The organism is Streptomyces katrae, assembly GCF_000717655.1.
Lineage (GTDB): Bacteria > Actinomycetota > Actinomycetes > Streptomycetales > Streptomycetaceae > Streptomyces > Streptomyces katrae_B.
The window spans coordinates 402,894-426,963 of the sequence record NZ_JNZY01000001.1 but is presented as its reverse complement, the minus strand read 5'-3'; the positions used below and the strand labels follow the sequence as shown (position 1 = coordinate 426,963).

At 70.9% G+C, this 24,070-nt stretch carries 23 protein-coding genes; 14 read left to right on the top strand and 9 right to left on the bottom strand.

Translation table 11 applies throughout. The features are described from left to right. Positions 1-4: 4 nt before the first annotated feature. Positions 5-1,411: a family 2B encapsulin nanocompartment shell protein gene (locus IF09_RS0102040; RefSeq protein WP_030291326.1), complete on the bottom strand. Its 1,407-nt coding sequence runs from the start codon at positions 1,409-1,411 to the stop codon at positions 5-7. 242 nt (positions 1,412-1,653) lie between these two features. On the opposite strand from IF09_RS0102040, the gene IF09_RS0102035 reads away from it, so the two are divergent. From IF09_RS0102035 to IF09_RS0102020, 4 genes are all read left to right on the top strand, one after another. Next, positions 1,654-2,109: an RrF2 family transcriptional regulator gene (locus IF09_RS0102035; protein WP_030291325.1), complete on the top strand. Its 456-nt coding sequence runs from the start codon at positions 1,654-1,656 to the stop codon at positions 2,107-2,109. 121 nt (positions 2,110-2,230) lie between these two features. After that, positions 2,231-3,451: a globin domain-containing protein gene (locus tag IF09_RS0102030; protein WP_030291323.1), complete on the top strand. Its 1,221-nt coding sequence runs from the start codon at positions 2,231-2,233 to the stop codon at positions 3,449-3,451. A 151-nt stretch (positions 3,452-3,602) separates the two neighbouring features. Next, a complete protein-coding gene (locus tag IF09_RS0102025; protein WP_030291322.1) occupies positions 3,603-4,193 on the top strand; it encodes an N-acetylmuramoyl-L-alanine amidase in 591 nt (196 codons plus the stop codon). A 137-nt stretch (positions 4,194-4,330) separates the two neighbouring features. Next, a complete protein-coding gene (locus IF09_RS0102020) occupies positions 4,331-5,239 on the top strand; it encodes a 1-aminocyclopropane-1-carboxylate deaminase/D-cysteine desulfhydrase (RefSeq protein ID WP_030291320.1) in 909 nt (302 codons plus the stop codon). A gap of 118 nt (positions 5,240-5,357) precedes the next feature. Here IF09_RS0102020 and IF09_RS0102015 read toward each other — a convergent pair whose 3' ends face one another. After that, on the bottom strand, positions 5,358-6,935 hold the full coding sequence (locus IF09_RS0102015) for a Na+/H+ antiporter (RefSeq protein WP_030291318.1): 1,578 nt from the start codon (positions 6,933-6,935) through the stop codon (positions 5,358-5,360). Between the two features lie 75 nt (positions 6,936-7,010). On the opposite strand from IF09_RS0102015, the gene IF09_RS0102010 reads away from it, so the two are divergent. From IF09_RS0102010 to IF09_RS0102000, 3 genes are all read left to right on the top strand, one after another. Further along, the gene (locus IF09_RS0102010) at positions 7,011-7,271 is read left to right on the top strand and encodes a UBP-type zinc finger domain-containing protein (protein ID WP_030291317.1); all 261 of its coding nucleotides are present in this window, start codon (positions 7,011-7,013) and stop codon (positions 7,269-7,271) included. A gap of 204 nt (positions 7,272-7,475) precedes the next feature. Further along, positions 7,476-7,889 carry an anti-sigma regulatory factor gene (locus IF09_RS0102005; protein WP_030291315.1) on the top strand — a complete coding sequence of 138 codons (414 nt, stop codon included), beginning with the start codon at positions 7,476-7,478 and terminating at the stop codon, positions 7,887-7,889. Between the two features lie 17 nt (positions 7,890-7,906). Continuing rightward, on the top strand, positions 7,907-8,929 hold the full coding sequence (locus IF09_RS0102000; protein ID WP_418953009.1) for a SigB/SigF/SigG family RNA polymerase sigma factor: 1,023 nt from the start codon (positions 7,907-7,909) through the stop codon (positions 8,927-8,929). A gap of 100 nt (positions 8,930-9,029) precedes the next feature. Here IF09_RS0102000 and IF09_RS0101995 read toward each other — a convergent pair whose 3' ends face one another. Further along, positions 9,030-9,467 carry a hypothetical protein gene (locus IF09_RS0101995; protein ID WP_030291312.1) on the bottom strand — a complete coding sequence of 146 codons (438 nt, stop codon included), beginning with the start codon at positions 9,465-9,467 and terminating at the stop codon, positions 9,030-9,032. 84 nt (positions 9,468-9,551) lie between these two features. Here IF09_RS0101995 and IF09_RS0101990 point away from each other — a divergent pair, with 84 nt between their 5' ends. Next, positions 9,552-10,517 carry a diacylglycerol/lipid kinase family protein gene (locus IF09_RS0101990; protein ID WP_030291311.1) on the top strand — a complete coding sequence of 322 codons (966 nt, stop codon included), beginning with the start codon at positions 9,552-9,554 and terminating at the stop codon, positions 10,515-10,517. A 322-nt stretch (positions 10,518-10,839) separates the two neighbouring features. After that, positions 10,840-11,097, top strand: coding sequence for a WhiB family transcriptional regulator (locus tag IF09_RS0101985; protein ID WP_004937597.1), 258 nt, complete (start codon positions 10,840-10,842; stop codon positions 11,095-11,097). 137 nt (positions 11,098-11,234) lie between these two features. Here the strand turns inward: IF09_RS0101985 and IF09_RS0101980 are convergent, their stop codons facing one another. Together IF09_RS0101980 and IF09_RS0101975 are read right to left on the bottom strand one after the other, a co-directional pair. Further along, on the bottom strand, positions 11,235-12,704 hold the full coding sequence (locus IF09_RS0101980) for a sensor histidine kinase (RefSeq protein WP_030291309.1): 1,470 nt from the start codon (positions 12,702-12,704) through the stop codon (positions 11,235-11,237). Positions 12,705-13,114: 410 nt separating this feature from the next. After that, positions 13,115-13,708 (bottom strand): TetR/AcrR family transcriptional regulator, encoded by a 594-nt coding sequence (locus IF09_RS0101975; protein WP_030291308.1) that lies wholly within the window; start codon positions 13,706-13,708, stop codon positions 13,115-13,117. An 85-nt stretch (positions 13,709-13,793) separates the two neighbouring features. On the opposite strand from IF09_RS0101975, the gene IF09_RS0101970 reads away from it, so the two are divergent. Next, positions 13,794-14,555 (top strand): SDR family NAD(P)-dependent oxidoreductase, encoded by a 762-nt coding sequence (locus IF09_RS0101970; protein ID WP_030291307.1) that lies wholly within the window; start codon positions 13,794-13,796, stop codon positions 14,553-14,555. A 138-nt stretch (positions 14,556-14,693) separates the two neighbouring features. Then, positions 14,694-15,479 (top strand): glucosamine-6-phosphate deaminase, encoded by a 786-nt coding sequence (gene nagB / locus IF09_RS0101965; RefSeq protein WP_030291306.1) that lies wholly within the window; start codon positions 14,694-14,696, stop codon positions 15,477-15,479. A gap of 122 nt (positions 15,480-15,601) precedes the next feature. Here nagB and IF09_RS0101960 read toward each other — a convergent pair whose 3' ends face one another. From IF09_RS0101960 to IF09_RS0101945, 4 genes are all read right to left on the bottom strand, one after another. Then, positions 15,602-17,113, bottom strand: coding sequence for a glycoside hydrolase family 3 protein (locus tag IF09_RS0101960; RefSeq protein ID WP_030291303.1), 1,512 nt, complete (start codon positions 17,111-17,113; stop codon positions 15,602-15,604). Positions 17,114-17,119: 6 nt separating this feature from the next. Then, positions 17,120-17,956, bottom strand: a complete 837-nt coding sequence (locus tag IF09_RS0101955) for a carbohydrate ABC transporter permease (RefSeq protein ID WP_030291302.1) — start codon at positions 17,954-17,956, stop codon at positions 17,120-17,122. A 62-nt stretch (positions 17,957-18,018) separates the two neighbouring features. Continuing rightward, entirely contained in the window at positions 18,019-19,035 is a 1,017-nt protein-coding gene (locus IF09_RS0101950; RefSeq protein WP_030291301.1) for a carbohydrate ABC transporter permease, read from the bottom strand. A gap of 103 nt (positions 19,036-19,138) precedes the next feature. Next, positions 19,139-20,422, bottom strand: coding sequence for an extracellular solute-binding protein (locus tag IF09_RS0101945; protein WP_030291300.1), 1,284 nt, complete (start codon positions 20,420-20,422; stop codon positions 19,139-19,141). Positions 20,423-20,713: 291 nt separating this feature from the next. On the opposite strand from IF09_RS0101945, the gene IF09_RS0101940 reads away from it, so the two are divergent. The 3 genes from IF09_RS0101940 (at position 20,714) to IF09_RS0101930 (ending at position 24,047) form a co-directional block, all read left to right on the top strand. Further along, positions 20,714-21,478 carry a GntR family transcriptional regulator gene (locus IF09_RS0101940; RefSeq protein ID WP_030153577.1) on the top strand — a complete coding sequence of 255 codons (765 nt, stop codon included), beginning with the start codon at positions 20,714-20,716 and terminating at the stop codon, positions 21,476-21,478. 221 nt (positions 21,479-21,699) lie between these two features. After that, positions 21,700-23,853: a carbon starvation CstA family protein gene (locus IF09_RS0101935; RefSeq protein WP_030291298.1), complete on the top strand. Its 2,154-nt coding sequence runs from the start codon at positions 21,700-21,702 to the stop codon at positions 23,851-23,853. Further along, positions 23,850-24,047 carry a YbdD/YjiX family protein gene (locus IF09_RS0101930; RefSeq protein ID WP_030291296.1) on the top strand — a complete coding sequence of 66 codons (198 nt, stop codon included), beginning with the start codon at positions 23,850-23,852 and terminating at the stop codon, positions 24,045-24,047. The genes IF09_RS0101935 and IF09_RS0101930 overlap by 4 nt, the downstream gene beginning before the upstream one ends. The last annotated feature ends 23 nt before the right edge of the window (positions 24,048-24,070 follow it).

The window sequence follows — 24,070 nt, the reverse complement described above, 5'->3', positions numbered from 1 at the left end:
CCGCTCAGCGCCAGCGGGCGATCTCGACGTTCTCCAGGATGCCGAGCGCGTCCGGCACGAGCACCGCGGCGGAGAAGTAGGCCGTGACCAGGTACGAGATGATCGCCTGTTCGCTGATCCCCATGAATCGCACCGACATGCTCGGCTCGATCTCGTCCGGGATCCCCGGCTGGTGGAGGCCGATGACGCCGGACTCGTCCTCGCCGGTGCGCATGCAGAGGATGGACGTGGTGCGGGCGTCGCTGATCGGGATCTTGTTGGACGGGAAGATCGGCACCCCGCGCCAGGACGGCACCCGGTGCCCGTCGACGTCGATCGACTCCGGGTACAGGCCCCGCTTGTTGCACTCGCGGCCGAAGGCGGCGATGGCCTTGGGGTGGGCGAGGAACAGCTTGGAGCCGCGGCGCATGCTGAGCAGCTGGTCCATGTCGTCGGGGCTGGGCCCGCCGTCGTGCGGCTGGATGCGCTGGTCGTAGTCGGCGTTGTGGAGCAGGCCGAAGTCGCGGTTGTTGAGCATCTCGTGCTCCTGGCGCTCGCGCAGCGCCTCGACCGTGAGCCGCAACTGCTGCTCGGTCTGGTTCATCGGCTGGTTGTAGAGGTCGGCGACGCGCGTGTGCACCCGCAGGACCGTTTGTGCAATGGAGAGTTCGTACTCGCGCGGCTTGGCCTCGTAGTCGACGAAGGTGCCGGGCAGGACGGCCTCGCCGTGGTGGCCGGCGGAGAGGTCGATCGCGGCCTCGCCGTACTTGTTGGTGCGCTGGGCCGGCAGGGACCGCTGGGCCTCCACGTGCGCGCGCAGCGAGTCGACCCGGTCGGCGAGGAGCTGGAAGTCCTGGCGGGACAGGACGAGCGCGGTGCCGGAGGTGACGGCGCGGGCGGTGTACTCCCAGATCGCCTCCTCGTCGACCAGTGAGTCCTCGCCGAAGTAGGCGCCGTCCGCGACGGTCCGCAGGACCGCGTCCTCGCCGTAGGGGCCGGGGCCGACCTGGTCGATGCGTCCATGGGCGAGCAGGAACACCTGGTCGGAGGCGCTCCCGAAGGAGGTCAGCTCCTGGCCGGCCTCGAAGTCGACCTGCCGGCACCGCTGGGCGAGCTCGGAGAGCACGTCCAGGTCCTCGTAGGTGCGCAGCAGCGGGAGCTCGCCGAGCTCGGCCGGGATGACCTGGACCTGGGTCCCGGTCTTGATGAACTCCACGCGTCCGTCGCCGACCGAGTAGCTCAGCCGCCGGTTCACCCGGTACGTGCCGCCCTGGACGGACACCCACGGGAGCATCTTCAGGAGCCACCGCGAGGTGATCTCCTGCATCTGCGGGGCGGACTTGGTCGTGGTTGCCAAGTTCCGCGCGGCCGATGTCGCAAGACTCCGCTGCGGTGTCTGGACCTCGGGTTCGGAACCTGCCTGGACCGACATGTATTTCCCTTTCGATCACTCCATGGATCTGCGGGATGCAGCCTTCCACTACGGAACGTGGTGGGACCATTACACAAAAGGGTGGGACTACTCCGTCAGGGCGTGGGCACCCTTTGGAGTTCATCTCCTTCACTCGAGGCTTCTCCCATCCCACCGGTTCCGGCCATCCGGCCCCTCGGACCGCGTCCGCAGCCGCAGCCGCTTAATTTGCATACAAGATGCGAGTTTTCTAGGGTGTGGCCATGCGGCTGACCCGATTCACCGACCTCGCGCTGCGCGTCCTGATGCGCCTGGCCGTGGCCGAGGCGGACCTCCCGACCACGCGCGACGTGGCGGCGACGATGGAAGTCCCGTACACGCACACGGCGAAAGTTGTCGCCAGGCTGCAGCACCTCGGCCTGGTCGAGGCGCGGCGCGGACGCGGCGGCGGGCTCGCCCTGACCACTGCCGGACTGGCCGCATCGGTGGGGGGCGTGGTCCGCGAGCTGGAGGGTGCGGGCGACGTCGTGGACTGCGACGGCGCCACCCCCTGCCCGCTGCGCGGGGCCTGCGTCCTGCGGGGCGCGCTGCGCCGGGCCCAGGAGGCCTTCTTCGCCGCACTGGACCCGCTGACGGTGAACGACCTGGTCGCGGCGCCCACCGGCCCGCTGCTGCTGGGCATCGCGGGCGGCCCGCCGGGGCGGACCGACACCCCCTGACCCGAGGGCCGGAATGGCCGGTTTCCGCCACGGGTCGCCAACGGCCCGAACGGGTGTACCCGCATCAGTAAATACGTATCTCAAATACCAATTCAACGAGAACGACCTACAGGAGCTCCGGATGCTGTCCGAGAAGTCGACCGAGACCGTACGCGCCACCCTGCCCGCCGTCGGCGCGGCCATCGGCGACATCGCAGAACTCTTCTACGCGAAGCTGTTCGCGGCCCACCCCGAGCTGCTGCGCGACCTGTTCAACCGCGGCAACCAGAACGCCGGCCTCCAGAAGCAGGCCCTCGCCGGATCCGTCGCGGCCTTCGCGACCCACCTCGTCGCCCACCCGGACACCGGCCCCGACGTGATGCTGCACCGCATCGCGCACAAGCACGCCTCCCTCGGCGTCACCCGCGAGCAGTACCCGGTCGTCCACCGCCACCTCTTCGCGGCGATCGCCGAGGTCCTCGGCGAGGCGGTCACCCCCGAGGTGGCCGAGGCCTGGGACGAGGTCTACTGGCTGATGGCCAACGCCCTGATCGCCATCGAGGAGCGGCTCTACGCCGAGCAGCAGGTCCTCGCCGGCGACGTCTGGCGCACCTGGACGGTCGCCGCCCGCGTCGAGGAGACCGCCGACTGCACCACCTTCCACCTGACCCCGGCGGACGGCTCCCCGGCCCCCGCCCCCAAGCCCGGCCAATACGTCTCGGTCCAGGTCGAACTGCCCGACGGGGCCCGCCAGATACGCCAGTACAGCCTCTCCGGCGCGCCCGCCGCGCCGGTCCGCTCGATCACCGTCAAGCGGGTCCACGGCCCGGCCGCCACCGGGCCCGACGGCGAGGTCTCCAACCACCTCCACACCCGGATCGCGACCGGCGACACCCTGCGGGTCTCGGCCCCGTACGGCGACCTGGTCCTGCGCGACTCCGCGGCCCCGGTCCTGCTCGCCTCGGCCGGGATCGGCTGCACGCCGATGCTGTCGATGCTGGCCCACCTCGCCGAAACCGGGCACCCGGCCCCGGTGACCGTCCTGCACGCCGACCGCTCCCCCGCCGACCACGCTCTGCGCGGCGACCACCGGGCGCTGACGCACAAGCTGCCCGACGCCTCGGCCCGCTTCTGGTACGAGGCCGGCGCCGAGCCGGGCGACGGCGAAGGCCGCCTCGACCTGTCGGACGTCCCGGTGGCCCCGGGCACCACGGCGTACCTGTGCGGGCCGCTCCCCTTCATGCGGTCCGTCCGCGCACAGCTGCTGGCCAAGGGGGTGCCCGCCGCGGACATCCACTACGAGGTGTTCGGCCCGGACCTGTGGCTGGCGTCGACCTCTGCCCCTGCCGAGGCCTCTGCGTAACTCCGTGACGGGTGGGCCGGTCGGGAGGAGTGTCCGGATCGGCTCGCTCACTGTACGAAGGCACTAGCCCGGAGGGACGGCCTCCACTACACCGGAGAGCAACGAGGTGGACACGGAAGGTGACCGCCGCGCACCCGGAGAGGAGGCGGCCATGTCCGCACCCATGTCCGCGGACCGGTTCATCGGCGCACTGCGGAACGAGGGTCTGACCGTCGTCGAAGTCGGCGCCTGGCGCACCCACAACCGCAACCACAAGGGCCCGTGGGGCCCGGTGAACGGGGTGATGATCCACCACACCGTCACGCACGGCACGAAGTTCACCGTCGAGCTCTGCCGCGACGGCCACGACGACCTCCCGGGACCGCTCTGCCACGGCGTGATCACCAAGGACGGCCGGGTCCACCTGGTCGGCTACGGCCGCGCCAACCACGCCGGCGCGGGCGACTCCGACGTCCTGGCGGCGGTGATCGCGGAAAGGCGGCTCCCGCCGGACCGCCGCGCGGACACCGACGGCAACCGGCACTTCTACGGCTTCGAGTGCGAGAACCTCGGCGACGGCAAGGACCCCTGGCCGGAGGTCCAACTCGCCGCCATGGCCCGTGCGGCGGCGGCGGTCTGCCGGGTCCACGGCTGGACCGAACGCTCGGTGATCGGCCACCTCGAATGGCAGCCCGGCAAGTCCGACCCCAGGGGCTTCACGATGGACGCGTTCCGCGCCCGCGTCGGCGAACGCCTGCAGTAGCCGCTGGAACAGCCGCCCCACGACCGGCACCCTGTCGCCCCTGCCCGCGCCCTGCGGGCAGGAACCCGCCGGTGCGACCGTGGGCCGGCGGGCGGCGGGCGGCGGGCGGCGGGCGGCGGGCGGCGGACAATGGGTGGGTGAACCGCTCCTCCGACCTCGCCGTCGTCCTACAGCCCCGGCCGCCCTCCCCGCTGCTGGAGGTACACGACGAGCGGTTCGGGCAGTACGGGGTGCGGCTGCTGCTGAAGCGCGACGACCTCGTGCATCCCGAGCTGCCCGGCAACAAGTGGCGCAAGCTCGCGCCGAACCTGCGGGCCGCCGTCGAGGGGGGCTTCCCCGGGGTGGTGACCTTCGGCGGGGCGTACTCGAACCACCTGCGGGCCACCGCGGCGGCCGGGCGGCTGCTGGGGATGCCGACCATCGGGATCGTCCGCGGCGACGAGCTCGCCGGCCGGCCCCTCAACGACTCGCTGGCCCGGTGCGCTGCGGACGGGATGCGGCTGCACTTCGCCACGCGCTCGGAGTACCGCCGCAAGGCCGAGCCCGAGGTGCTGGCCCGGCTGCTGGCGGGGGCCGGCGCGGCCGGCTCGTACGTCGTCCCCGAGGGCGGCAGCAACGCCCTCGCCCTGCAGGGGTGTGCGGAGCTCGGGCGGGAGCTGCGGGGCATGTCCGACGTGGTTGCGGTGGCCTGCGGTACGGGCGGCACCCTGGCCGGGCTGACTGCAGGGCTGGGGCCGGGGCAGCGGGCGCTGGGCGTGCCGGTCCTGGCGGGTGATTTCCTGGGGGCGGAGATACGTTCCCTCCAAGAGGCGTGCTTCGGGGCGCCGACCGGGGTCTGGAGCCTGGCGGAGGGCTTCCACCACGGGGGGTACGCGCGGGTACCGGCGCTGCTGGAGGCGTTCGCCGCGGATTTCGAGGAGCGGCACGGGTTTGCGGTGGAGCGGATCTATGTGGCCAAGCTGCTCTGGGCCCTGGCAGCCCTGACGGAGTCGGGCACCTTTCCCCCGGGCACGGCCCTGACCGCCGTCGTGACCGGCCGTCCGTAGCCCGCCGCAAGCTGCTCCCGCTGCACGCAGCCTCTCCCCGCCCCGCCCTTCCCCCGGTTCCTTGGGCTGCGCCCCGGACCCCCGCGCCCCGAACGCCGGCGGGGCTGGTGGTGCGCGGTCAGGCCGCTTCCTCGCGGTAGGCCGCGGCTTCCTCCAGGTCCAGTCTGCGGAGCAGTCCCCGGAGCATCTCGTCGTCGATCCGGCGGTGGTCCCGGAGGGTCACGAACACCTCGCGTTCGGCCGCGATCATCTCCCGCGCGAGGCGCCGGTAGACGTCGTCCGCCGATTCGCCGGTGACCGGGTTGACCTCCCCCAGCCGCTCCCACACCGCGTTGCGCCGCCGTTCCATGACCGTACGCAGCCGCTCCGCCAGCGGCGGCGGCAGCGCGTTCTCCGGCTCCGCCAGCAGCTCCGCCAGCCGGTCCTCCGCCGACCGCGAGGCCTCGCTCTGGGCCTGCGCCTCCGCCAGCGTCTCCGCCTGCAGGTCCCGCGGCGGCAGTCGCAGCAGCCGGATCAGCGGCGGCAGCGTCAGGCCCTGCACCACCAGCGTGCCGATCACCGTCGTGAAGGTCAGGAAGAGGATCAGGTTCCGGTGCGGCACGCTCATCGGCACCGAGAAGGCGATCGCCAGCGAGACCACCCCCCGCATCCCGGCCCAGCCCACGATCACCGGCGCCTTCCAGGTGGTGTCCGGCTCCCGGTTCCGGATCCGCTCCGACAGCCGCGGCACGAAGGTCGCCGGGAACACCCACACGAAGCGGGCCACCACCACCGCCAGGAACACCGCCAGCGCGTACCAGGCCGCGTGCCAGCCCTCGTACTCCTCGAGCCCCTTCAGGACCACCGGCAGCTGGAGGCCGATCAGCATGAAGACCACCGACTCCAGGATGAAGGCGACCATCTTCCACACCGCCTCCTCCTGGAGCCGGGTCGCGAAGTCGACCTGCCAGTTGCGGTGCCCGAGGTACAGCGCCACCACGACCACCGCGAGCACGCCCGAGGCGTGCACCCGCTCGGCCGCCGCGTACGCCACGAACGGGATCAGCAGCGACAGCGTGTTCTGGAGCAGCGGCTCCCGCAGCCGCTTGCGCAGGTGGTGGATCGGCACCATCAGCACCAGGCCCACCCCCACGCCCCCCACCGAGGCCAGCAGGAACTCCGCGATCCCGCCCGCCCAGCCGGCGCTGACCCCGATCGCCGCAGCCAGTGCCACCTTGTACGCGGTGATCGCGGTGGCGTCGTTCACCAGCGACTCACCCTGCAGGATGGTCGTGATCCGGTTCGGCAGCCCCAGCTTGCGGGCGATCGCCGTCGCGGCCACCGCGTCGGGCGGCGCGATCACCGCGCCCAGCACCAGCGCCACCGGCAGCGACAGCCCCGGCACCACCAGGTACGCCGCGTACCCCACGGCGAGCGTCGCGAAGAGCACGTACCCCACCGACAGCAGCGCGACGGGCCGTACGTTCGCCCGCAGGTCCAGGTACGAGCTGTCCACCGCGGCCGTGTACAGCAACGGCGGGAGCAGAAGCGGCAGCACGATGTGCGGGTCGAGGGCGTACGAGGGCACGCCCGGGACGTACGAGGCCAGCAGCCCGGCGGCGACCAGCAGCAGGGGCGCGGGCACCCGGGTCCAGCGGGCGGCCCCCGCGACGACCGCGCTGACCGCCACCAGCGCCACCAGCGGCAATACCTCCATCGAAGATCCACCCTCGCTCGTCGTCGCTGATCGGCATTCGTCCTGCGGCGCCCGCACGTCAGTACGCTGGCCATCATGAGCGAGTGCACCCACGTTCCCGAACTGCCGCGCCCCGAGCCTGTCCCGACTGCCCTGACCTGCCCTGAATGTCAGGCGATCGGAAGCCATCCCGTGCAGTTGCGCATGTGCCTGGGGTGCGGGTACGTCGCGTGCTGCGACTCCTCGCCGCACCGGCACGCCACGGCGCACTATCAGAGCACCGGCCATCCGATCATGCGAAGCTTCGAGCCGGGCGAGACGTGGCGGTGGTGTTTTGTCGACGGTTCGATCGTCTGAAGCGGGGTAGGTCAACCCTCCGCCGGTTCCCCTGATTTGGCCCCGCAGACCCCTAGCCACTGTGCGTACCCATAGGCTTACCATCAGTCACGGGCCGTGGGTGGGGGTGTCTGGAACGGGCGTCATGAGGGGTGCCGCGACACGATCGCCCGGATCGCGGTAGCGTCACCGGCGAACAGAGCTCGTACCACCTTGGAGGTGAGGGTGTCCCAGATCGCAGGCGAGCCCGGGACCCAGGACTTCGTGGAAGTCCGGCTGCCCGCTGCGGGTGCCTACCTGTCGGTGCTGCGGACGGCCACGGCCGGCCTCGCGGCACGTTTGGACTTCACCCTCGACGAGATCGAGGACCTCCGCATCGCGGTGGACGAGGCCTGCGCGATCCTGCTTCAGCAGGCCGTGCCGGGCTCCGTCCTCAGCTGCGTGTTCCGGCTGGTCGACGACTCGCTCGAGGTGACCGTCTCGGCGCCGACCACGGACGGGCGTGCGCCCGAGCGCGACACGTTCGCCTGGACCGTCCTGTCGGCGCTGGCCGGCAAGGTCGAGTCGACCGTCGAGGAGGACAAGACGGTGAGCATCAGCCTCTACAAACAGCGCGGCGCGGGTCCAGGCCCGGCGTGAGCAGCGGGGAGATCCCGGTGCGGGGCGGGGATCGGCCCCGGGTACGGCATGAGGTCGACGGCGGCATCCCGGAGCAGCAGCACGCCCGGCCGCACCCGGCTGACGCGGATGCGGAAGACGGCTTTTTGGACTCGGCGGAGCGACGGGCGGGCCCTATGAGCGAGAACCAGCACGAAGAACCACAATCCTCACAGCCACCCGGGGCCGCTGCCACGGCCCCGGAGACGGAACCGGAACCGGCGCCGGCGCTGCCGGTACTGCCGGTGCCCACGGCGCTGCCCGATCCGCGCGACCGCAGCGGGGCGCGGGCGCTGTTCATCGAGCTGCGGGCGCTGCCCGACGGCTCGGCGGAGAAGGCGGAGCTGCGCAACCGGCTCGTGCGGATGCACCTGCCGCTGGTCGAGCACCTCGCCCGGCGGTTCCGCAACCGGGGTGAGCCGCTGGACGACCTGACGCAGGTGGCCACGATCGGCCTGATCAAGTCGGTGGACCGGTTCGACCCGGACCGCGGGGTCGAGTTCTCCACGTACGCGACGCCCACGGTGGTCGGCGAGATCAAGCGGCACTTCCGCGACAAGGGCTGGGCGGTGCGCGTACCGCGGCGCCTGCAGGAGCTGCGGCTCTCGCTGACCACGGCCACGGCGGAGCTGTCCCAGCAGCACGGCCGCTCCCCCACGGTCCACGAGCTCGCCGAGCGGCTCGGGATCTCCGAGGAGGAGGTGCTGGAGGGGCTGGAATCGGCCAATGCCTACAGCACGCTCTCGCTGGACGTCCCGGACACCGACGACGAGTCGCCGGCCGTCGCGGACACGCTGGGCGCGGAGGACGAGGCGCTGGAGGGCGTCGAGTACCGCGAGTCGCTCAAGCCGCTGCTGGAGGGGCTGCCTCCGCGGGAGAAGCGGATCCTGCTGCTGCGGTTCTTCGGCAACATGACCCAGTCGCAGATCGCGCAGGAGGTCGGCATCTCGCAGATGCACGTCTCCCGCCTGCTGGCCCGCACCCTGGCCCAGCTGCGCGAGAAGCTCCTGGTCGAGGAGTAGGAGCAGGAGTACGGGTACGCGTATGGGCCGCAGGGCTCGGGGCGCCCGTACGGACTGCACGGTCCATCGGGCCTGTCGGGGGCTATCGGGCCTGTCGGGGCTATCGGGTCTGCTCGCCGGGCCCGATTCCCAGCGCCTCGGTCGCCGTCGGGTTCACCAGCAGGGCCACGACGGCCACCGCGGCCACGGCCAGCGCCACGGCGGCGGCGACCATCGCCCCGCCCGTCGAGTAGAGGGTCCACGCCACCGGCAGCGCCATCAGCTGGGTGATCAGCGCGGGCCCGCGGCTCCAGCGGCGGCCCAGGCGCAGCCCGCGGGCCGCGATCAGCGGCAGCGCGGCGAGCGCGAACAGGGTGATCCCGCCGGTCTCGGCCTGCTGCGGGGAGTCGGGGTCGCCGGCGATGCCCACGAACAGCATGTAGACGCCGAGGCCGGCCAGCGCCAGGCCCTCCAGGGCGGCCAGCGCGGCGGCGGCGGTGAGCCGCCGGGGCAGCGGGGCGGTCGGCTGGGCCGGGGCGGGGGTGGGCTTCGTACTCACCCCAGCAGGGTAGCCGCGCGCCCGCAGCCCCGGAGTGGACGGGCAGTATGGGCTGCATGTGAACGGGTCGGTAGGCTGGCGGTCATGCGTGCACTTCTCGTGGCCAATCCAGCAGCGACGACCACCAGTGCGCGCACGCGCGACGTCCTGACCCATGCCCTGGCCAGCGAGATGAAGCTGGAGGCGGTGACCACCGAGTATCGGGGGCACGCCCGGGACCTGGGCCGTACGGCTGCCGAGAACGGCATCGATCTCGTCGTGGCGCTCGGCGGCGACGGCACGGTCAACGAGGTCGTCAACGGGCTGCTGCACCACGGGCCGGATCCGGAGCGGCTGCCCCGGCTGGCGGTGGTGCCCGGTGGCTCGACCAATGTGTTCGCCCGCGCGCTCGGGCTGCCCAACGACGCGGTCGAGGCGACCGGCGCCCTGCTGGACGCACTGCGGGAGCAGCGCGAGCGAACGGTGGGCCTCGGCCTGGCGGCCGGCACCCCGGGTACGGAGGACGAGTCGGTTCCGGCGCGCTGGTTCACGTTCTGCGCGGGCTTCGGTTTCGACGCGGGGGTGGTGGGCCGGGTCGAACAGCAGCGCGAGCGCGGCAAGCGTTCGACGCACGCCCTGTACGTACGACAGCTGATGCGCCAGTTCTGGGACGACCCGAACCGGCGCCACGGGACGGTGACGCTGGAGCGCCCCGGCGCGGATCCCGTCACGGATCTGGTGCTGTCGATAGTCTGCAACACCTCGCCGTGGACGTATCTGGGCAATCGTCCGCTTTACGCCTCTCCGGAGGCGTCGTTCGATACTGCGCTTGACGTATTGGCACTCAACCGTTTGTCAACTCCGGCCGTCGCCCGCTACGCCACACAGCTCCTGACCTCGACTCCTGAGCGCGGTCCGCACGGCAAACACGCGGTGTCTCTGCACGATCTGACCGACTTCACCTTGCATTCGAAGGTTCCCCTTCCGTTCCAGATGGACGGAGACCACCTCGGCCTGCGGACCAGCGTTCGGTTCACAGGCGTACGCCGTGCACTGCGTGTGATTGTGTGAGTGGAAGGGCCTAAAGTCCTTTCACTCGAACGTTTACACGCCGGTCCACCCTCACGATGTAGGGCTGTGACCTAGTAGACACCGACGAATCAAAAAAAACTTTCCGGAAGGGGTTGTATCCCCGTCCGAGGTTTGCGAATCTCTTCATGGCGATCGGGACAGCCCGCAGAACCCGGCACCCACACAGACCGCCAGAACCCCTCCACGAGTCCCTGACTGACCTTCCAGGAAACCGGCTGGTCGCCCTTCCCTCACGGGGGGATTCGTGAAAGCGTTCACATTCACAAGCAACCTGCCCGCAATACAAGGAGATGGAGCAGCCATGGACTGGCGTCACAACGCCGTTTGCCGCGAGGAAGACCCGGAACTCTTCTTCCCCATCGGCAACACCGGTCCTGCGCTGCTGCAGATCGAGGAAGCCAAGGCCGTCTGCCGCCGCTGCCCCGTCATGGAGCAGTGCCTGCAGTGGGCGCTCGAGTCCGGTCAGGACTCCGGCGTCTGGGGCGGTCTCAGCGAGGACGAGCGCCGCGCGATGAAGCGCCGCGCCGCTCGCAATCGGGCGCGCAACGCCACCGCCTGACATTGACTTTCGAGCCTCGAGCCGCAGCGCGTAGCAACAACTGACAAGCGCTCAGCAACGTGCTCTTGAGCCCCGGACCGAGAACCTTCGGTCCGGGGCTCAGTGCTGTCCGGGGCACGACCCGTCACACAGCGTGACTACTTCTGCGGGCTGACCGGCACGTCGAGGACGACCTTGGTGCCGCGCGGCTCGGCCCGGAGCATGTCGAACGTGCCGCCGAGCTCGCCCTCCACGAGGGTCCGTACGATCTGCAGCCCGAGGTTGCCGGCACGCTGCGGGTCGAAGCCCTCGGGCAGACCGGAGCCGTCGTCGAGCACCGTGATCAGCAGCCGGCCGTCGGTGCGGCCGGTGCCGGTGCGGGTCGCGGACACCTCCACCCGGCCGCCCTCTCCCTGGGTGAAGGCGTGCTCCAGGGCGTTCTGGAGGATCTCGGTCAGCACCATCGACAGCGGGGTGGCGACCTCCGCGTCCAGGATCCCGAACCGGCCGGTACGCCGGCATTCCACCTTGCCCGGCGGGATCTCGGCGACCATCGCGATGACGCGGTCGGCGATTTCGTCGAACTCGACGCGCTCGTCCAGGTTCTGAGAGAGCGTCTCGTGCACGATCGCGATCGAACCGACACGGCGCACGGCCTCGTTGAGCGCCTCGCGGCCGCCCTCGGAATCCATCCGTCGGGCCTGCAGCCGCAGCAGCGCGGCCACGGTCTGCAGGTTGTTCTTCACCCGGTGGTGGATCTCCCGGATGGTCGCGTCCTTGGTGATCAATTCGCGTTCGCGACGGCGCAGTTCCGTGACGTCCCGGCACAGGACGAGGGAGCCGATCCGGGTGCCCTTGGGCTTGAGCGGGATGGCGCGCAGCTGGATGACCCCGCTGTTGCCCTCGATCTCGGTCTCGCGCGGGGCCCAGCCGCTGGCGAGCTTGACGATCGCCTCGTCCACGGGGCCGCGGGAGGGGGCGAGTTCGGCGGTGGTGGTGCCGAGGTGCTGGCCGACGAGGTCGGCGGCGAGGCCGAGCCGGTGGTAGGCGGAGAGCGCGTTGGGGGAGGCGTAGGTGACCACGCCGTCGGCGTCGAGCCGGATCAGGCCGTCGCCCGCCCGCGGGGAGGCGTCCATGTCCACCTGCTGGCCGGGGTACGGGAAGGTTCCGGCGGCGATCATCTGGGCCAGGTCCGAGGCGGACTGGAGATAGGTGAGCTCCAGCCGGCTGGGTGTACGCACAGTGAGCAGGTTGGTGTTCCGGGCGATCACTCCGAGTACCCGGCCCTCGCGGCGCACCGGGATGGACTCGACGCGGACGGGCACCTCCTCGCGCCACTCCGGGTCGCCCTCGCGCACGATCCGGCCCTCGTCGAGCGCGGCGTCCAGCAGCGGGCGGCGGCCGCGCGGCACCAGGTGGCCGACCATGTCGTCCTGGTACGAGGTGGGGCCCGTGTTGGGGCGCATCTGCGCGACCGAGACGTACCGGGTGCCGTCGAGGGTGGGAACCCACAGCACGAGGTCGGCGAAGGAGAGGTCGGAGAGCAGCTGCCACTCCGAGACCAGCAGGTGGAGCCACTCCAGGTCGGTTTCACTGAGAGCGGTGTGCTGGCGTACGAGGTCGTTCATGGAGGGCACGGGGCGAGCGTACCCCGGGTAGGGGCCATGACTTTCCCCACGGCGACTACTCAGGAGTATCCAGGAGGGGCTCCGTCCGCGTACTGTTGGAGGAAGTGACGGGATGGCAGAGCCCGACATTGGATGGACAGAACAGAATGGTCTAGTCCACAATTGACGTAAGCTTCCGCCCTCCCCGCACAGGAGGACGGATCGAGGTAAGCCGCGCGCTCTGCCCTGATTGCGCAGGCACCTCCCACCGGCCGCCGGGAACCGCACACCCTGTGGCCGTAAGTACTCCGGGCTACGGTGCCGGGCGGGCTGAGGGTCCCGTCCCGGCACCGTGGCCCAGAGGAATTTCTGAGCGGAATTCCTTTCGGGGCGGAACCCGCGGGGCGTGTTCGGCCGCCCACCGCGGCCGCCTACTGCGGCCAGGCCCCCATCGCCAGTTCCGCCACCGCTTCCAGTTCTTCCCGGCTCGCCCCGTCGCGCGACTGCTGGGACATCCCCACGAGTACCGCCAGCGCGTAGCGGGCCAGCGCCTGCGCGTCCGTGCCGGCAGACAGTGCGCCGGAGGCGACGTCCGCCCGGATCCTCCGCTCGAACATCTCCAGGTTGGCGTTGCGGCGCTCACGCAGGGCCTGGGCCACCTCCTGCGAGGTGGTGTTGACGGCCGCGCTGAGCACCAGGCAGCCCGGCGGGTGGGCCGGGTCGGTATAGATCTCGGCCGCCTCGCGCAGAACGCGCCGCAGGCCGGCCCGGGCGGTGGGCTCCTCGGCCAGGGCGGCGCCCGCGAAGTCGGCGTAGCGGCCGCCGTAGACCACCACGACCTCGTCGAACAGCTTGCGCTTGTCGCCGAAGGCGGCGTACAGGCTGGGCGCGCTGATGCCGAGCGAGGCGGTCAGGTCGGAGATCGAGGTCGCCTCGTAGCCACGCTCCCAGAAAGCGAGCATCGCCTTGTCGAGGGCGGCGCCGCGGTCGAAGGAGCGGGGCCTGCCGCGCTGTCCGGTCACCATGCGCTCATTCTATAGCGGGCGTTATGGAATCTGGTACGGTCCCTTTCTGTAGCGACCGCTATCAAATTCTGAAGGGGGGCGCGTCATGGGCGTGCTCAAGGGGAAGACGGCACTGGTCACGGGCGGCAGCCGGGGCATCGGGCGGGCGGTGGCGGAGCGGCTGGCCCGGGACGGGGCACTGGTCGCCGTGCACTACGGGCGGAACGAGGAGGCGGCGAGGGAAACGGTCGCGGCCATCGGGGCCGCCGGCGGACGGGCGTTCGCGATCGGGGCCGAGCTCGGCGTTCCGGGTGACGCGCAGGCCCTGTGGGCGGCGTACGAGGCGCACCCGCTGCACACCGACGCCGTCGACATCCTGGTGAACAACGCGGGCGCCGCCACGTTCGCCGGCATCGCGGACACCGACGAGGAGACGTACGACCGGGTGCACGCGCTCAACGCGAAGGCGCCGTTCTTCGTGATCAGGCACGGGCTGGCGCGGCTGCGGGACGGGGGCCGGATCGTCAACGTGACCGGCACCCCGGAGATCGCCCTGCCCGCGATCCTGGCCACGATCACGGCCAAGGGCGCGGTGAACGCGCTGACCCGGTCCCTGGCGGCCGAGCTGGCCCCGCGCGGGATCACCGTGAACTCGGTGGGCCCCGGCATCACGGACACCGACCTCAACGCGGCCTGGCTGGCGGACCCGGCGGCGCGGGCGCACGCGTCTTCGCGCTCGGTCTTCGGGCGGGTGGGCACGGCCGGTGAAGTCGCCGACGTGGTGGCGTTCCTGGCCTCGGCGGACTCCCGCTGGGTGACCGGTCAGCACCTGGACGCCACCGGCGGGCTGCAGCTCGCGCTGCTCTGAGCGGAGCCGACAGGCCGGGGGCGGGGAATCGGATCACCATGGGAGGGAGGGGAGTGGGCGGAGGCCGGCCTGGGGCGGGCCCGGCTCTGCTAGATTGGTCTATACCACACCGTCCCACTCCAGATCGGCAGGCCCCGCGTGGAAGTTGTCATCGTCCCGGACGCCAAGGCAGGCGGCGAGCTCATCGCGGAGGCCATGGCCGCCCTGGTCCGGCGCAAGCCCGACGCCCTGCTCGGCGTGGCGACCGGCTCCACCCCGCTGCCCGTCTACGAAGCCCTGGCCGCCAAGGTGAAGGCCGGCGAGGTCGACGCCTCCCGGGCCCGCATCTGCCAGCTCGACGAGTACGTCGGCCTGCCGGCCGGGCACCCGGAGTCGTACCGTGCCGTCGTGCTCCGCGAGGTCGTCGAGCCGCTCGGCCTGTCCGAGGCCGCCTTCATGGGCCCCGACGGCTCCGCGGCGGACGTCGTAGCGGCGTGCGAGGCGTACGACCGCGCGCTGGCGCAGGCCGGCGGCGTGGACCTCCAACTGCTCGGCATCGGCACCGACGGTCACATCGGCTTCAACGAGCCCTGCTCCTCGCTGGCCTCCCGCACCCGCATCAAGACGCTGACGGAGCAGACGCGGGTCGACAACGCGCGCTTCTTCGACGACGACATGGCCCAGGTCCCGCACCACGTCATCACCCAGGGCATCGGCACGATCCTGGACGCCCGCCACCTGGTCCTGCTCGCCACCGGCGAGGGCAAGGCGGAGGCCGTCGCCCAGACCGTCGAGGGGCCGTTGTCGGCGCTGGTCCCGGCGTCCGCACTGCAGCTGCACCGGCATGCGACGGTGGTCGTGGACGAGGCCGCGGCGTCCAAGCTGAAGCTGGCGGACTACTTCCGCCACGCCTACGCCAACAAGCCCGCGTGGCAGGGGCTTTAGGCGGCACCTCCCCCACGCGCACGAAGGGCCGGGCTCCCGTCCAGGGGGCCCGGCCCTTCGTTGTCACCGCACGGTGGCCGCTGCGCGGAACTTTCCCCACCCCGCCCCTTCCGGAACCGGGGCTAGGCCCCCGCGATGATCTCCGCGGCAGCGGCACCGCAGACCCGGGAAGCGCCGTGCGTTGCGATGTGCAGCGCACCCCGCGGCGCAGCCTGCGGTACGCCCATCTCCACCACGACCGTGTCCGGCCGCGCAGCGACCAGCCCGTCCAGGGCCTGCGCCATCCACGGGTGGCGGTGCGCGTCGCGGACCACCGCCACGACGGTGCGTCCGCCCGCCGCCGCCAGGATGTCCGTGGCCGTGGCGCCCTCCGGGAACACCCCGGACCCCGTCCCCGGTACCAGCGCAGCCAGTTCGGCGGCCACGCCCCACGGGGTCTCGTCCCCCACCGCGATGTTCGCGACGGGCGCGAGCGTGGCGACGTACGGGGCGGCAGACACGGGAGCGGCGGTGCCGGACACGACCAAAGCGCGGCGGGCCGCCGCCAGGCCGATGCCGGGCGCGCTCCCCTCCTGCGGCGCGCCCGGCGCGGCGGCGGCCCGGGCGTGCCGGGTCCATGCGGCCAGCGCCCGTACCCGGGCAGCGGCGTCGGCGAGCCGCTCCGCCGGGAGCGCACCGTCCCGTACGGCCGCGACCAGCGCGTCGCGGAGCCGGAGCACGGTGGCCTCGTCGGCGAGCCCGCCGCCCACGCAGATCGCGTCGGCGCCGGCCGCGATGGCGAGGACCGAGCCGCGCTCGATGCCGTACGTCCCGGCGATGGCGTTCATCTCCATGCCGTCGGTGACGATCAGGCCCTCGTAGCCGAGCTCCTTGCGCAGCAGGCCGGTCAGGATCTGCGGGCTGAGCGTGGCCGGTCGGGTCGGGTCGAGGGCGGGCACCAGGATGTGCGCGCTCATCACGGCCTTGGTGCCGGCCGCGATGGCCGCCTTGAACGGGACCAGCTCGCGGGCCACCAGCGTGTCCAGGTCCACGTCGATGCGCGGCAGGGCGTGGTGCGAGTCGACGTTGGTGTCGCCGTGACCCGGGAAGTGCTTGGTGCACGCGGCGACGCCGGCGGCCTGGAGGCCCTCGACGTAGGCGGCGGTGTGCCGGGCGGCGAGGTGGGTGTCGGCGCCGAAGGACCGCACGCCGATGACCGGGTTGTCCGGGTTGGAGTTGACGTCGGCGGACGGGGCCCAGTTGAGGTTGACCCCGCACTCGGCGAGGCGCCGGCCGAGCTCACGGGCGACGTCCCGGGTCAGCGCGGTGTCGTCGACGGCGCCGAGGGCCAGGTTGCCGGGGAAGGACGAGCCGCCGCGGACCTCCAGGCGGGTGACGTCGCCGCCCTCCTCGTCGATGGCGACGAGGACGTCGTCGCGCTCGGCGCGCAGCTGCGCGGTGAGCGCGGCGAGCTGCTCGGGCGAGGCGATGTTGCGGCCGAAGAGGCCGACGGCGGTGAGGCCTTCGCCGACCCGGCGCAGCAGCCACGCCGGGGCGGTGGTGCCCTCGAAACCGGGCTGGAGGACCGCGAGGGCGTCGCGGGTGAGCTGATCGTCCGCATCGGACGCAGTGACGCGGTGCGCAAGGACAGTCATGGGCCGTTATCCCTTCACGGCGCCGGCGGTCATGCCGCCGACGGCCTTGCGCTGGAGGAAGACGAAGATCACCAGGACCGGGACGGCGAACAGTGAGGACGCGGCCATGGTGGCGCCCCAGTCGTTGCCGAAGGCGGTCTGGAACTGGGTGAGCCACAGGGGCAGGGTCTGGGCGGTCTTGTCCTTGTTGAGGATCAGGACCATCGCGAACTCGTTCCAGGCGGTGATGAAGCCGAAGAGCGAGGTGGACATCAGTCCGGGGGCCAGCAGCGGGAAGATCACCTTGCGGAAGGCCTGGCCGCGGGTGCAGCCGTCGATCTGGGCGGCCTCCTCCAGCGTCACCGGGACGGCGGCGATGAAGCCGCGCAGGGTCCAGATGGTGAAGGGCAGGACCATCACGAAGTAGATCGCGGTCAGCAGCGGGAGGCTGTTCAGCATGTCGGCGTCGCGGGCGATCATGTACATCGCGATGACCATGACCTCCCAGGGGGCCATCTGCGCCATCATCACGCCGAGTACGAGGCCTTTGCGGCCCTTGAACTTCATGCGGGCGATGGCGAAGCTCGCGGCGAGGGCGACGGCCAGGGCGAGGACGACGGCGCCGACGGTGACGAGCAGGCTGTTCGTCACGTACGTCCAGAACAGCTCGACACCGGTGGCCTTGGTGAAGTTGTCCAGCGTCGGGGTGAAGACGAAGACGGGGTCCTTGGAGAGGATCTGCCCGGACGGCTTGAGGGCCGAGGAGAACATCCAGTAGACCGGGAAGACGAAGACCACGGCCAGGACGAGGGCGCCCAGGTTCTTCGCCACCGTGCCCGGGCGGAGCGGGCGGCGCGTGCGCAGCTGCTGTGCGGGCTTCGGGTGCCGGGGCGCGGCGGGTGCGGGCTTCGGCGCGGTGGTGGTGCTCACTGCTCCTCCTCCTGCTTCAGGATCAGGCGGAAGTAGAAGGACATGACGATCACGAGCATCACGATCGTCAGGACGGAGATCGCTGCCGCGAGCGCATAGTGGCCCTGGCTCTGGCCCTCGACGAAGGCGAAGACGGGCAGGGTCTCGGAGGCGCGGTCGGGGCCGCCGCGGTTCATCGCGTAGACCTGGGTGAAGGCCTTGAAGACCCAGATCACCTCGAGGAACGTGGTGACGAGGAAGAACGGCTTGAGGTTCGGGAAGACGACCTGCCAGAACGTCTGCCAGCCGTTCGCGCCGTCCATCCGCGCGGCCTCGTACAGCTCGCCGCTGACGGTGGTCAGGCCGGCGTACATGTTGAGGGCGACGAAGGGGACGGAGCCCCAGACCACCAGGACGGTGACGATCACCAGGGTGGAGAAGCCGGACTCGAACCAGTTGTGCTGCTCGTAGCCGGAGAAGCCGAGGGTGCGCATGACCCAGTTCATGACGCCGAACTGCTCGTCGAACAGCCACTGGAAGACGGTGACGGACGCGACGATCGGCATGGCCCAGGCCATCACCAGGGCCATCGACAGGACCAGGCGCATCCACTTGCCGAGCCGGTTCAGCAGGATGCCGACGAGGCTGCCGATCAGCATGATCAGCGCGACGTTGGCCGCGGTGAAGGCGAAGGTGCGTACGACGACGGTCCAGAAGTGCGCGTCGCCCAGCAGCTGGGTGTAGTTCTCGACCCCGTTGAAGGGCGTCTTCCGCTGGATGAACTCGATCTTGTCGACCTTCTGGAACGACAGGATCACGTTCTTGACCAGCGGGTACAGCAGCAGCGTGGCCAGGCTGAGGACCGCGGGCCCGATCAGGAGGTACGGCAGCCAGCCCGAGGGGAGCGACGTTCTGCCCCGGCGCGGAGACGAGGGAGCGGTCCCGGTGGTGGTGGGCGGCTTCTGCTGCCGTCCGGCGGACTTCGGTGGTGCGTCCTGTGGAGCGGTCGCCGCTCCCTGGGAGTGCACGGTCATGTCTTGGTTACCTCGGCTGCGGTCGGGCGTCGCACGGGTCTGTCGATGCGCGACCGGGGGTGCGGCGGGCGCGTGGGCGCCACCGCACCCCCGGTGCTGGGTGCTACTTGTTGATGCGGTTCGCGATTTCCTTGTCCGCGTCCGCGCCCGCCTTGGCGGCGTCCTCACCCTTCAGGACCTTGGTCATGAACTCCTTGAGCGGGTTGGGCTCGGTCTCGACGTTCGCCCAGCCCGGGGTGACCGGGGTGATGCGGCCGTTGACGCCGCCCTTGCCCATCGCCTCGGCGAAGGAGCCCGCGGCGGGGGTGAAGTTCGCGCCGGCCTGGTTCGGGAGCAGCGCACCCTTGGTCTCGGCGGCGTACTTCGTCATCTGGTCCTTGCCGGCGGCGAGGGCCAGCCACTCCTTGGCGAGCTCCTTGTTCTTGGAGCGCTCGGCGACGGCGAGGTTCGAGCCGCCGAGGAAGACGGTGCCCGGCTTGTCGGCGGTCTTGCCCGGGATCGGGAAGTAGCCGAAGTCGGCTTCCTTGCCCGCCTCCTTCAGGGCCTTCTCCGCACCGCCGGCCTCCCAGCCGAGGCCGATCCAGGAGGCGACGCCGCCCTTGGGAACGACGTCGGTGGACTGCTGCGGGGTGGCCTCGTCCTTGTCCTTCGGGGCGGTGGAGTAGGACTGGAGCTTCTTGTAGAACTCCATCGCGGACGCGGCCTGGGGGGTGCCGAGGCCGCCCTTCCACTTGTCGCCGTCCTTGACCGCGAGTTCGCCGCCCTCGTCCCAGACGAAGCCGGCGAGGACGTACCAGCTCTGGCCGGGCAGGTAGATCGGCTGCGAGGACGGGTCCGCGGCCTTCAGCTTGTCGAGGCCGGCGATCCACTCGTCGCGGGTGGTCGGCGGGGTGACGCCGGCCTTCGCGAAGGCCTTCTTGTCGTACACGACGACGCGGTTGGCCGCGTACCAGGGAGCGGAGTAGAGCTTGCCGTCGTATTCGGCGGAGGCGAGCATGCTCTTCTGCCAGGCGTCCGCGCCGAGCTTGGACTTGTCCTTGGTCAGGTCGGCGAGGCCGCCGGTGACCGCGTAGCCGGAGGTCTGGGTGTTGCCGAGCTCGAGGACGTCCGGCGGGGTGTTCTCGGAGAGGGCCGTGGTGACCTTCTCCTGGATGCCCTTCCACTGCTGCTCTTCGACCTTGACGGTGACACCCGGGTGCTTGGCCGAGAACTCCGCGTTGACCGCGTCGATCCAGGCCTTGGGCGCGGAGCCGTCCATCACCCAGACGGTGATCTCCTTGGCGCCGCCCGCGTCGGTCTTCCCCTTGTCGTCGCCGCCGTTGCCGCACGCCGCGACTCCGACCATCATGCCCGCGACACTGACCGCCGCGATGAGCTTGCGCTTCACGCCACCCTCCTCAGGGATGCTGCCTGCAACTTCCCTCGCCCGCCGCGGTGACATGCACCAAGTACTGCCCGTGGGGCCGGGATCTGATCCATATTGGTTTAGACCAGTAACCGGAGCTTGGCCTAGACCTTTAGGGGTGTCAAGGGTCTAATGAGCGGGTGATCGGTCCGTTACCGGACCGACACCTGGGGGAGGGAGGAGGCCTGCCCTCCCACCCGTGTCACGATGTGACCGCACATATCGGAGGAGCCGGTGACGGCAGCGAAACTGGAGTCGGGAAGGCGGGCGGCGATGTCCACCGAAGGGGCGACCACGGAGCCGGAAGGCGGGGCAGCCACTCGCACGGCGCGTGTGCCCAAGTACTACCGACTCAAGCGGCACTTGCTCGACATGACCGAGACGCTGCCCCCCGGCACGCCGGTACCGCCGGAGCGCACGCTCGCGGCCGAATTCGACACCTCGCGGACCACCGTGCGCCAGGCGCTCCAGGAACTCGTCGTCGAGGGCCGGCTGGAGCGCATTCAGGGCAAAGGCACCTTTGTCGCGAAACCGAAGGTCTCCCAGCCGCTCCAACTGTCCTCGTACACGGAGGACATGCGGGCCCAAGGGCTGGAGCCCACGTCCCAACTCCTCGACATCGGCTACGTGACGGCCGACGACACCCTGGCCGGGTTGCTCAAGATCGCCACGGGCGGGCGGGTACTGCGCATCGAGCGGCTGCGCCTCGCCAGCGGCGAGCCGATGGCCATCGAGACCACCCACCTCTCGGCCAAGCGCTTCCCCGCGCTGCGCCGCTCGCTGGCCAAGTACACCTCCCTCTACACCGCCCTCGCCGAGGTGTACGACGTACGGCTGGCGGAGGCCGAGGAGACCATCGAGACCTCCCTGGCCACCCCGCGCGAGGCGGGCCTGCTGGGCACCGACGTCGGCCTGCCGATGCTGATGCTCTCCCGCCACTCCCTGGACGCCGACGGCGAACCGGTGGAGTGGGTCCGCTCGGTGTACCGCGGCGATCGTTACAAGTTCGTCGCCCGACTCCAGCGCCCCGCCGTCTGATTCGTAGTTGACTCTCGTTCCGCTATACGGACGGGGGCTTACGTTCACCGGGCGGCCCCCGTAGATTCCCTGCGCTTAAGCAGATGATCAACGAGGGGACGAGGATCATGCCGGAACCGGAAGCAACAAGTACAGAACGGAACGCGGCGAGTCCGGGCACGGCGGCGGACTCGCCTTCCGCATCAGGGGACATGGCGTCGGGCGGCCTGACGAAGGGGGGCATGACCCCCAGGGCAGTCGCCGTCTGGGTGCTCGTCGGTCTCGTCGGGGCCCTCGGCTGGGGCATCCTCGCTCTCTCGCGCGGCGAGGAGATCTCGGCCGCCTGGCTGCTCGCCGCCGCGCTGGGTTCGTACGCCATCGGGTACCGCTTCTACGCCCGCTTCATCTCCCACCGGGTCCTGAAGGTCGACAAGACGCGGGCCACCCCGGCCGAACGCCTTGACAACGGTGTCGACTTCCACCCCACCGACCGCCGGGTGCTCTTCGGTCATCACTTCGCCGCCGTGGCCGGCGCCGGTCCGCTGGTCGGCCCCGTGCTCGCCGCACAGATGGGCTACCTGCCGGGCACCATCTGGATCGTCGCGGGCGTCATCTTCGCCGGCGCCGTCCAGGACATGGTCACCCTCTTCTTCTCCACCCGCCGCGACGGCCGCTCCCTGGGCCAGATGGCCCGGGACGAGATCGGCCCCGTCGGCGGAGCCGCCGCCCTGATCGCCGTGTTCGCCATCATGATCATCCTGCTGGCCGTGCTCGCCCTGGTCATCGTCAACGCGCTCGCGCACTCCCCCTGGGGCGTCTTCTCCATCGGCATGACCATCCCGATCGCCCTCTTCATGGGCTTCTACCTGCGCGTCCTGCGGCCGGGCCGGGTCACCGAGATCTCGGTCATCGGCGTCGCCCTGCTGCTGCTCGCCATCGTCGCGGGCGGCTGGGTCGCCGAGTCCTCCCTGGCGGGCACCTTCACGCTGGAGAAGGAGACGCTCGTCCTCTGGATGGTCGCGTACGGCTTCGTCGCCTCGGTGCTGCCGGTGTGGATGCTGCTCGCGCCCCGCGACTACCTGTCCACCTTCATGAAGGTCGGCACCATCGCGCTGATGGCGGTGGGCGTGGTGCTGGCGATGCCGACGCTGAAGATGCCCGCCGTCACCGACTTCGCCGCCCGCGGGGACGGGCCGGTCTTCGCCGGGTCGATGTTCCCCTTCGTGTTCATCACCATCGCCTGCGGCGCCCTGTCCGGCTTCCACGCGCTGGTCTCCTCGGGCACCACCCCGAAGATGATCCAGAAGGAGACCCAGGTCCGGGTCATCGGCTACGGCGCCATGCTGACGGAGTCCTTCGTCGCCGTCATGGCGATCATCGCGGCCACCATCATCGAGCCCGGCCTGTTCTTCGCGGTCAACTCCCCCGCCGGCGTCATCGGCACCACCGTCGAGACCGCCTCGCAGGCCGTGACCAACTTCGGCTTCGCCGTGTCGCCCGAGTACCTCGCGCAGGCCGCGAAGGACGTCGAGGAGGCCAGCCTGCTGTCCCGGACGGGCGGCGCGCCGACGTTCGCACTCGGAATGTCGGAGATCTTCTCGTCCGTGGTCGGGGGCGCCGGGATGAAGGCGTTCTGGTACCACTTCGCGATCATGTTCGAGGCGCTGTTCATCCTGACGACCCTCGACGCGGGCACCCGTGTCGGCCGGTTCATGCTCCAGGACACCCTGGGCAACGTGCACAAGCCCTTCAAGGACGTCAGCTGGAAGCCGGGCGTCTGGCTGGCGAGCGCGCTCGTCGTCGGCGGCTGGGGCTACTTCCTGTGGGTCGGCATCAAGGACCCGCTGGGCGGCATCAACCAGCTGTTCCCGCTGTTCGGGATCGCGAACCAGCTGCTCGCGGCAGTGGCCCTGGCCGTCTGCACCACGCTGCTCGTCAAGTCCGGGCGGCTCAAGTGGGCCTGGGTGACCGGCGTCCCGCTGGCCTGGGACGTGGCCGTCACCCTCACCGCGAGCTACCAGAAGGTGTTCTCCGACGACGTGAAGGTCGGCTTCTTCGCGCAGCGCGACAAGTACCAGACCGGGATCGACGCCGGGAAGGTGCTGCCGCCCGCCAAGAACATGGACGAGATGCACACCGTGGTCACCAACGCCACGGTCGACGGCGCGCTGTCGGCGCTGTTCGCGATCCTGATCATCATCGTGCTGCTGGACGCGGCGCGGACCTGCTTCAAGGCGATCGCCGCCCCCGAGGCGGTCAGGCTGTCCGAGGTCCCATGGACCGAGTCGAAGATCATCGCCCCTGCCGGGCTCATCGCGACGCCCGAGGAGCGGGCCGAGCTCGCCGCCGCCGGCCTGGACTCGGGCGGCGGCCGCGTGAAGGAGCCGGTGGCGTGAGCGGCGTCCGCGCGGCGCTGGCGAAGGCGCGGTTCTTCGTACGGGAGTTCTCGGGCGAGGCGGCGTACGACCGCTACGTCGCCCACGCCCGTACGCACGACCCGCACGCGGAGGTCATGACCCGCCGCGCCTTCGAACGCGCCCGTACGGACTCGCGCGAGGCGGACCCCCGCGAGGGCTTCCGCTGCTGCTGAGACGCGGGTGAAGGGCTCCGCCG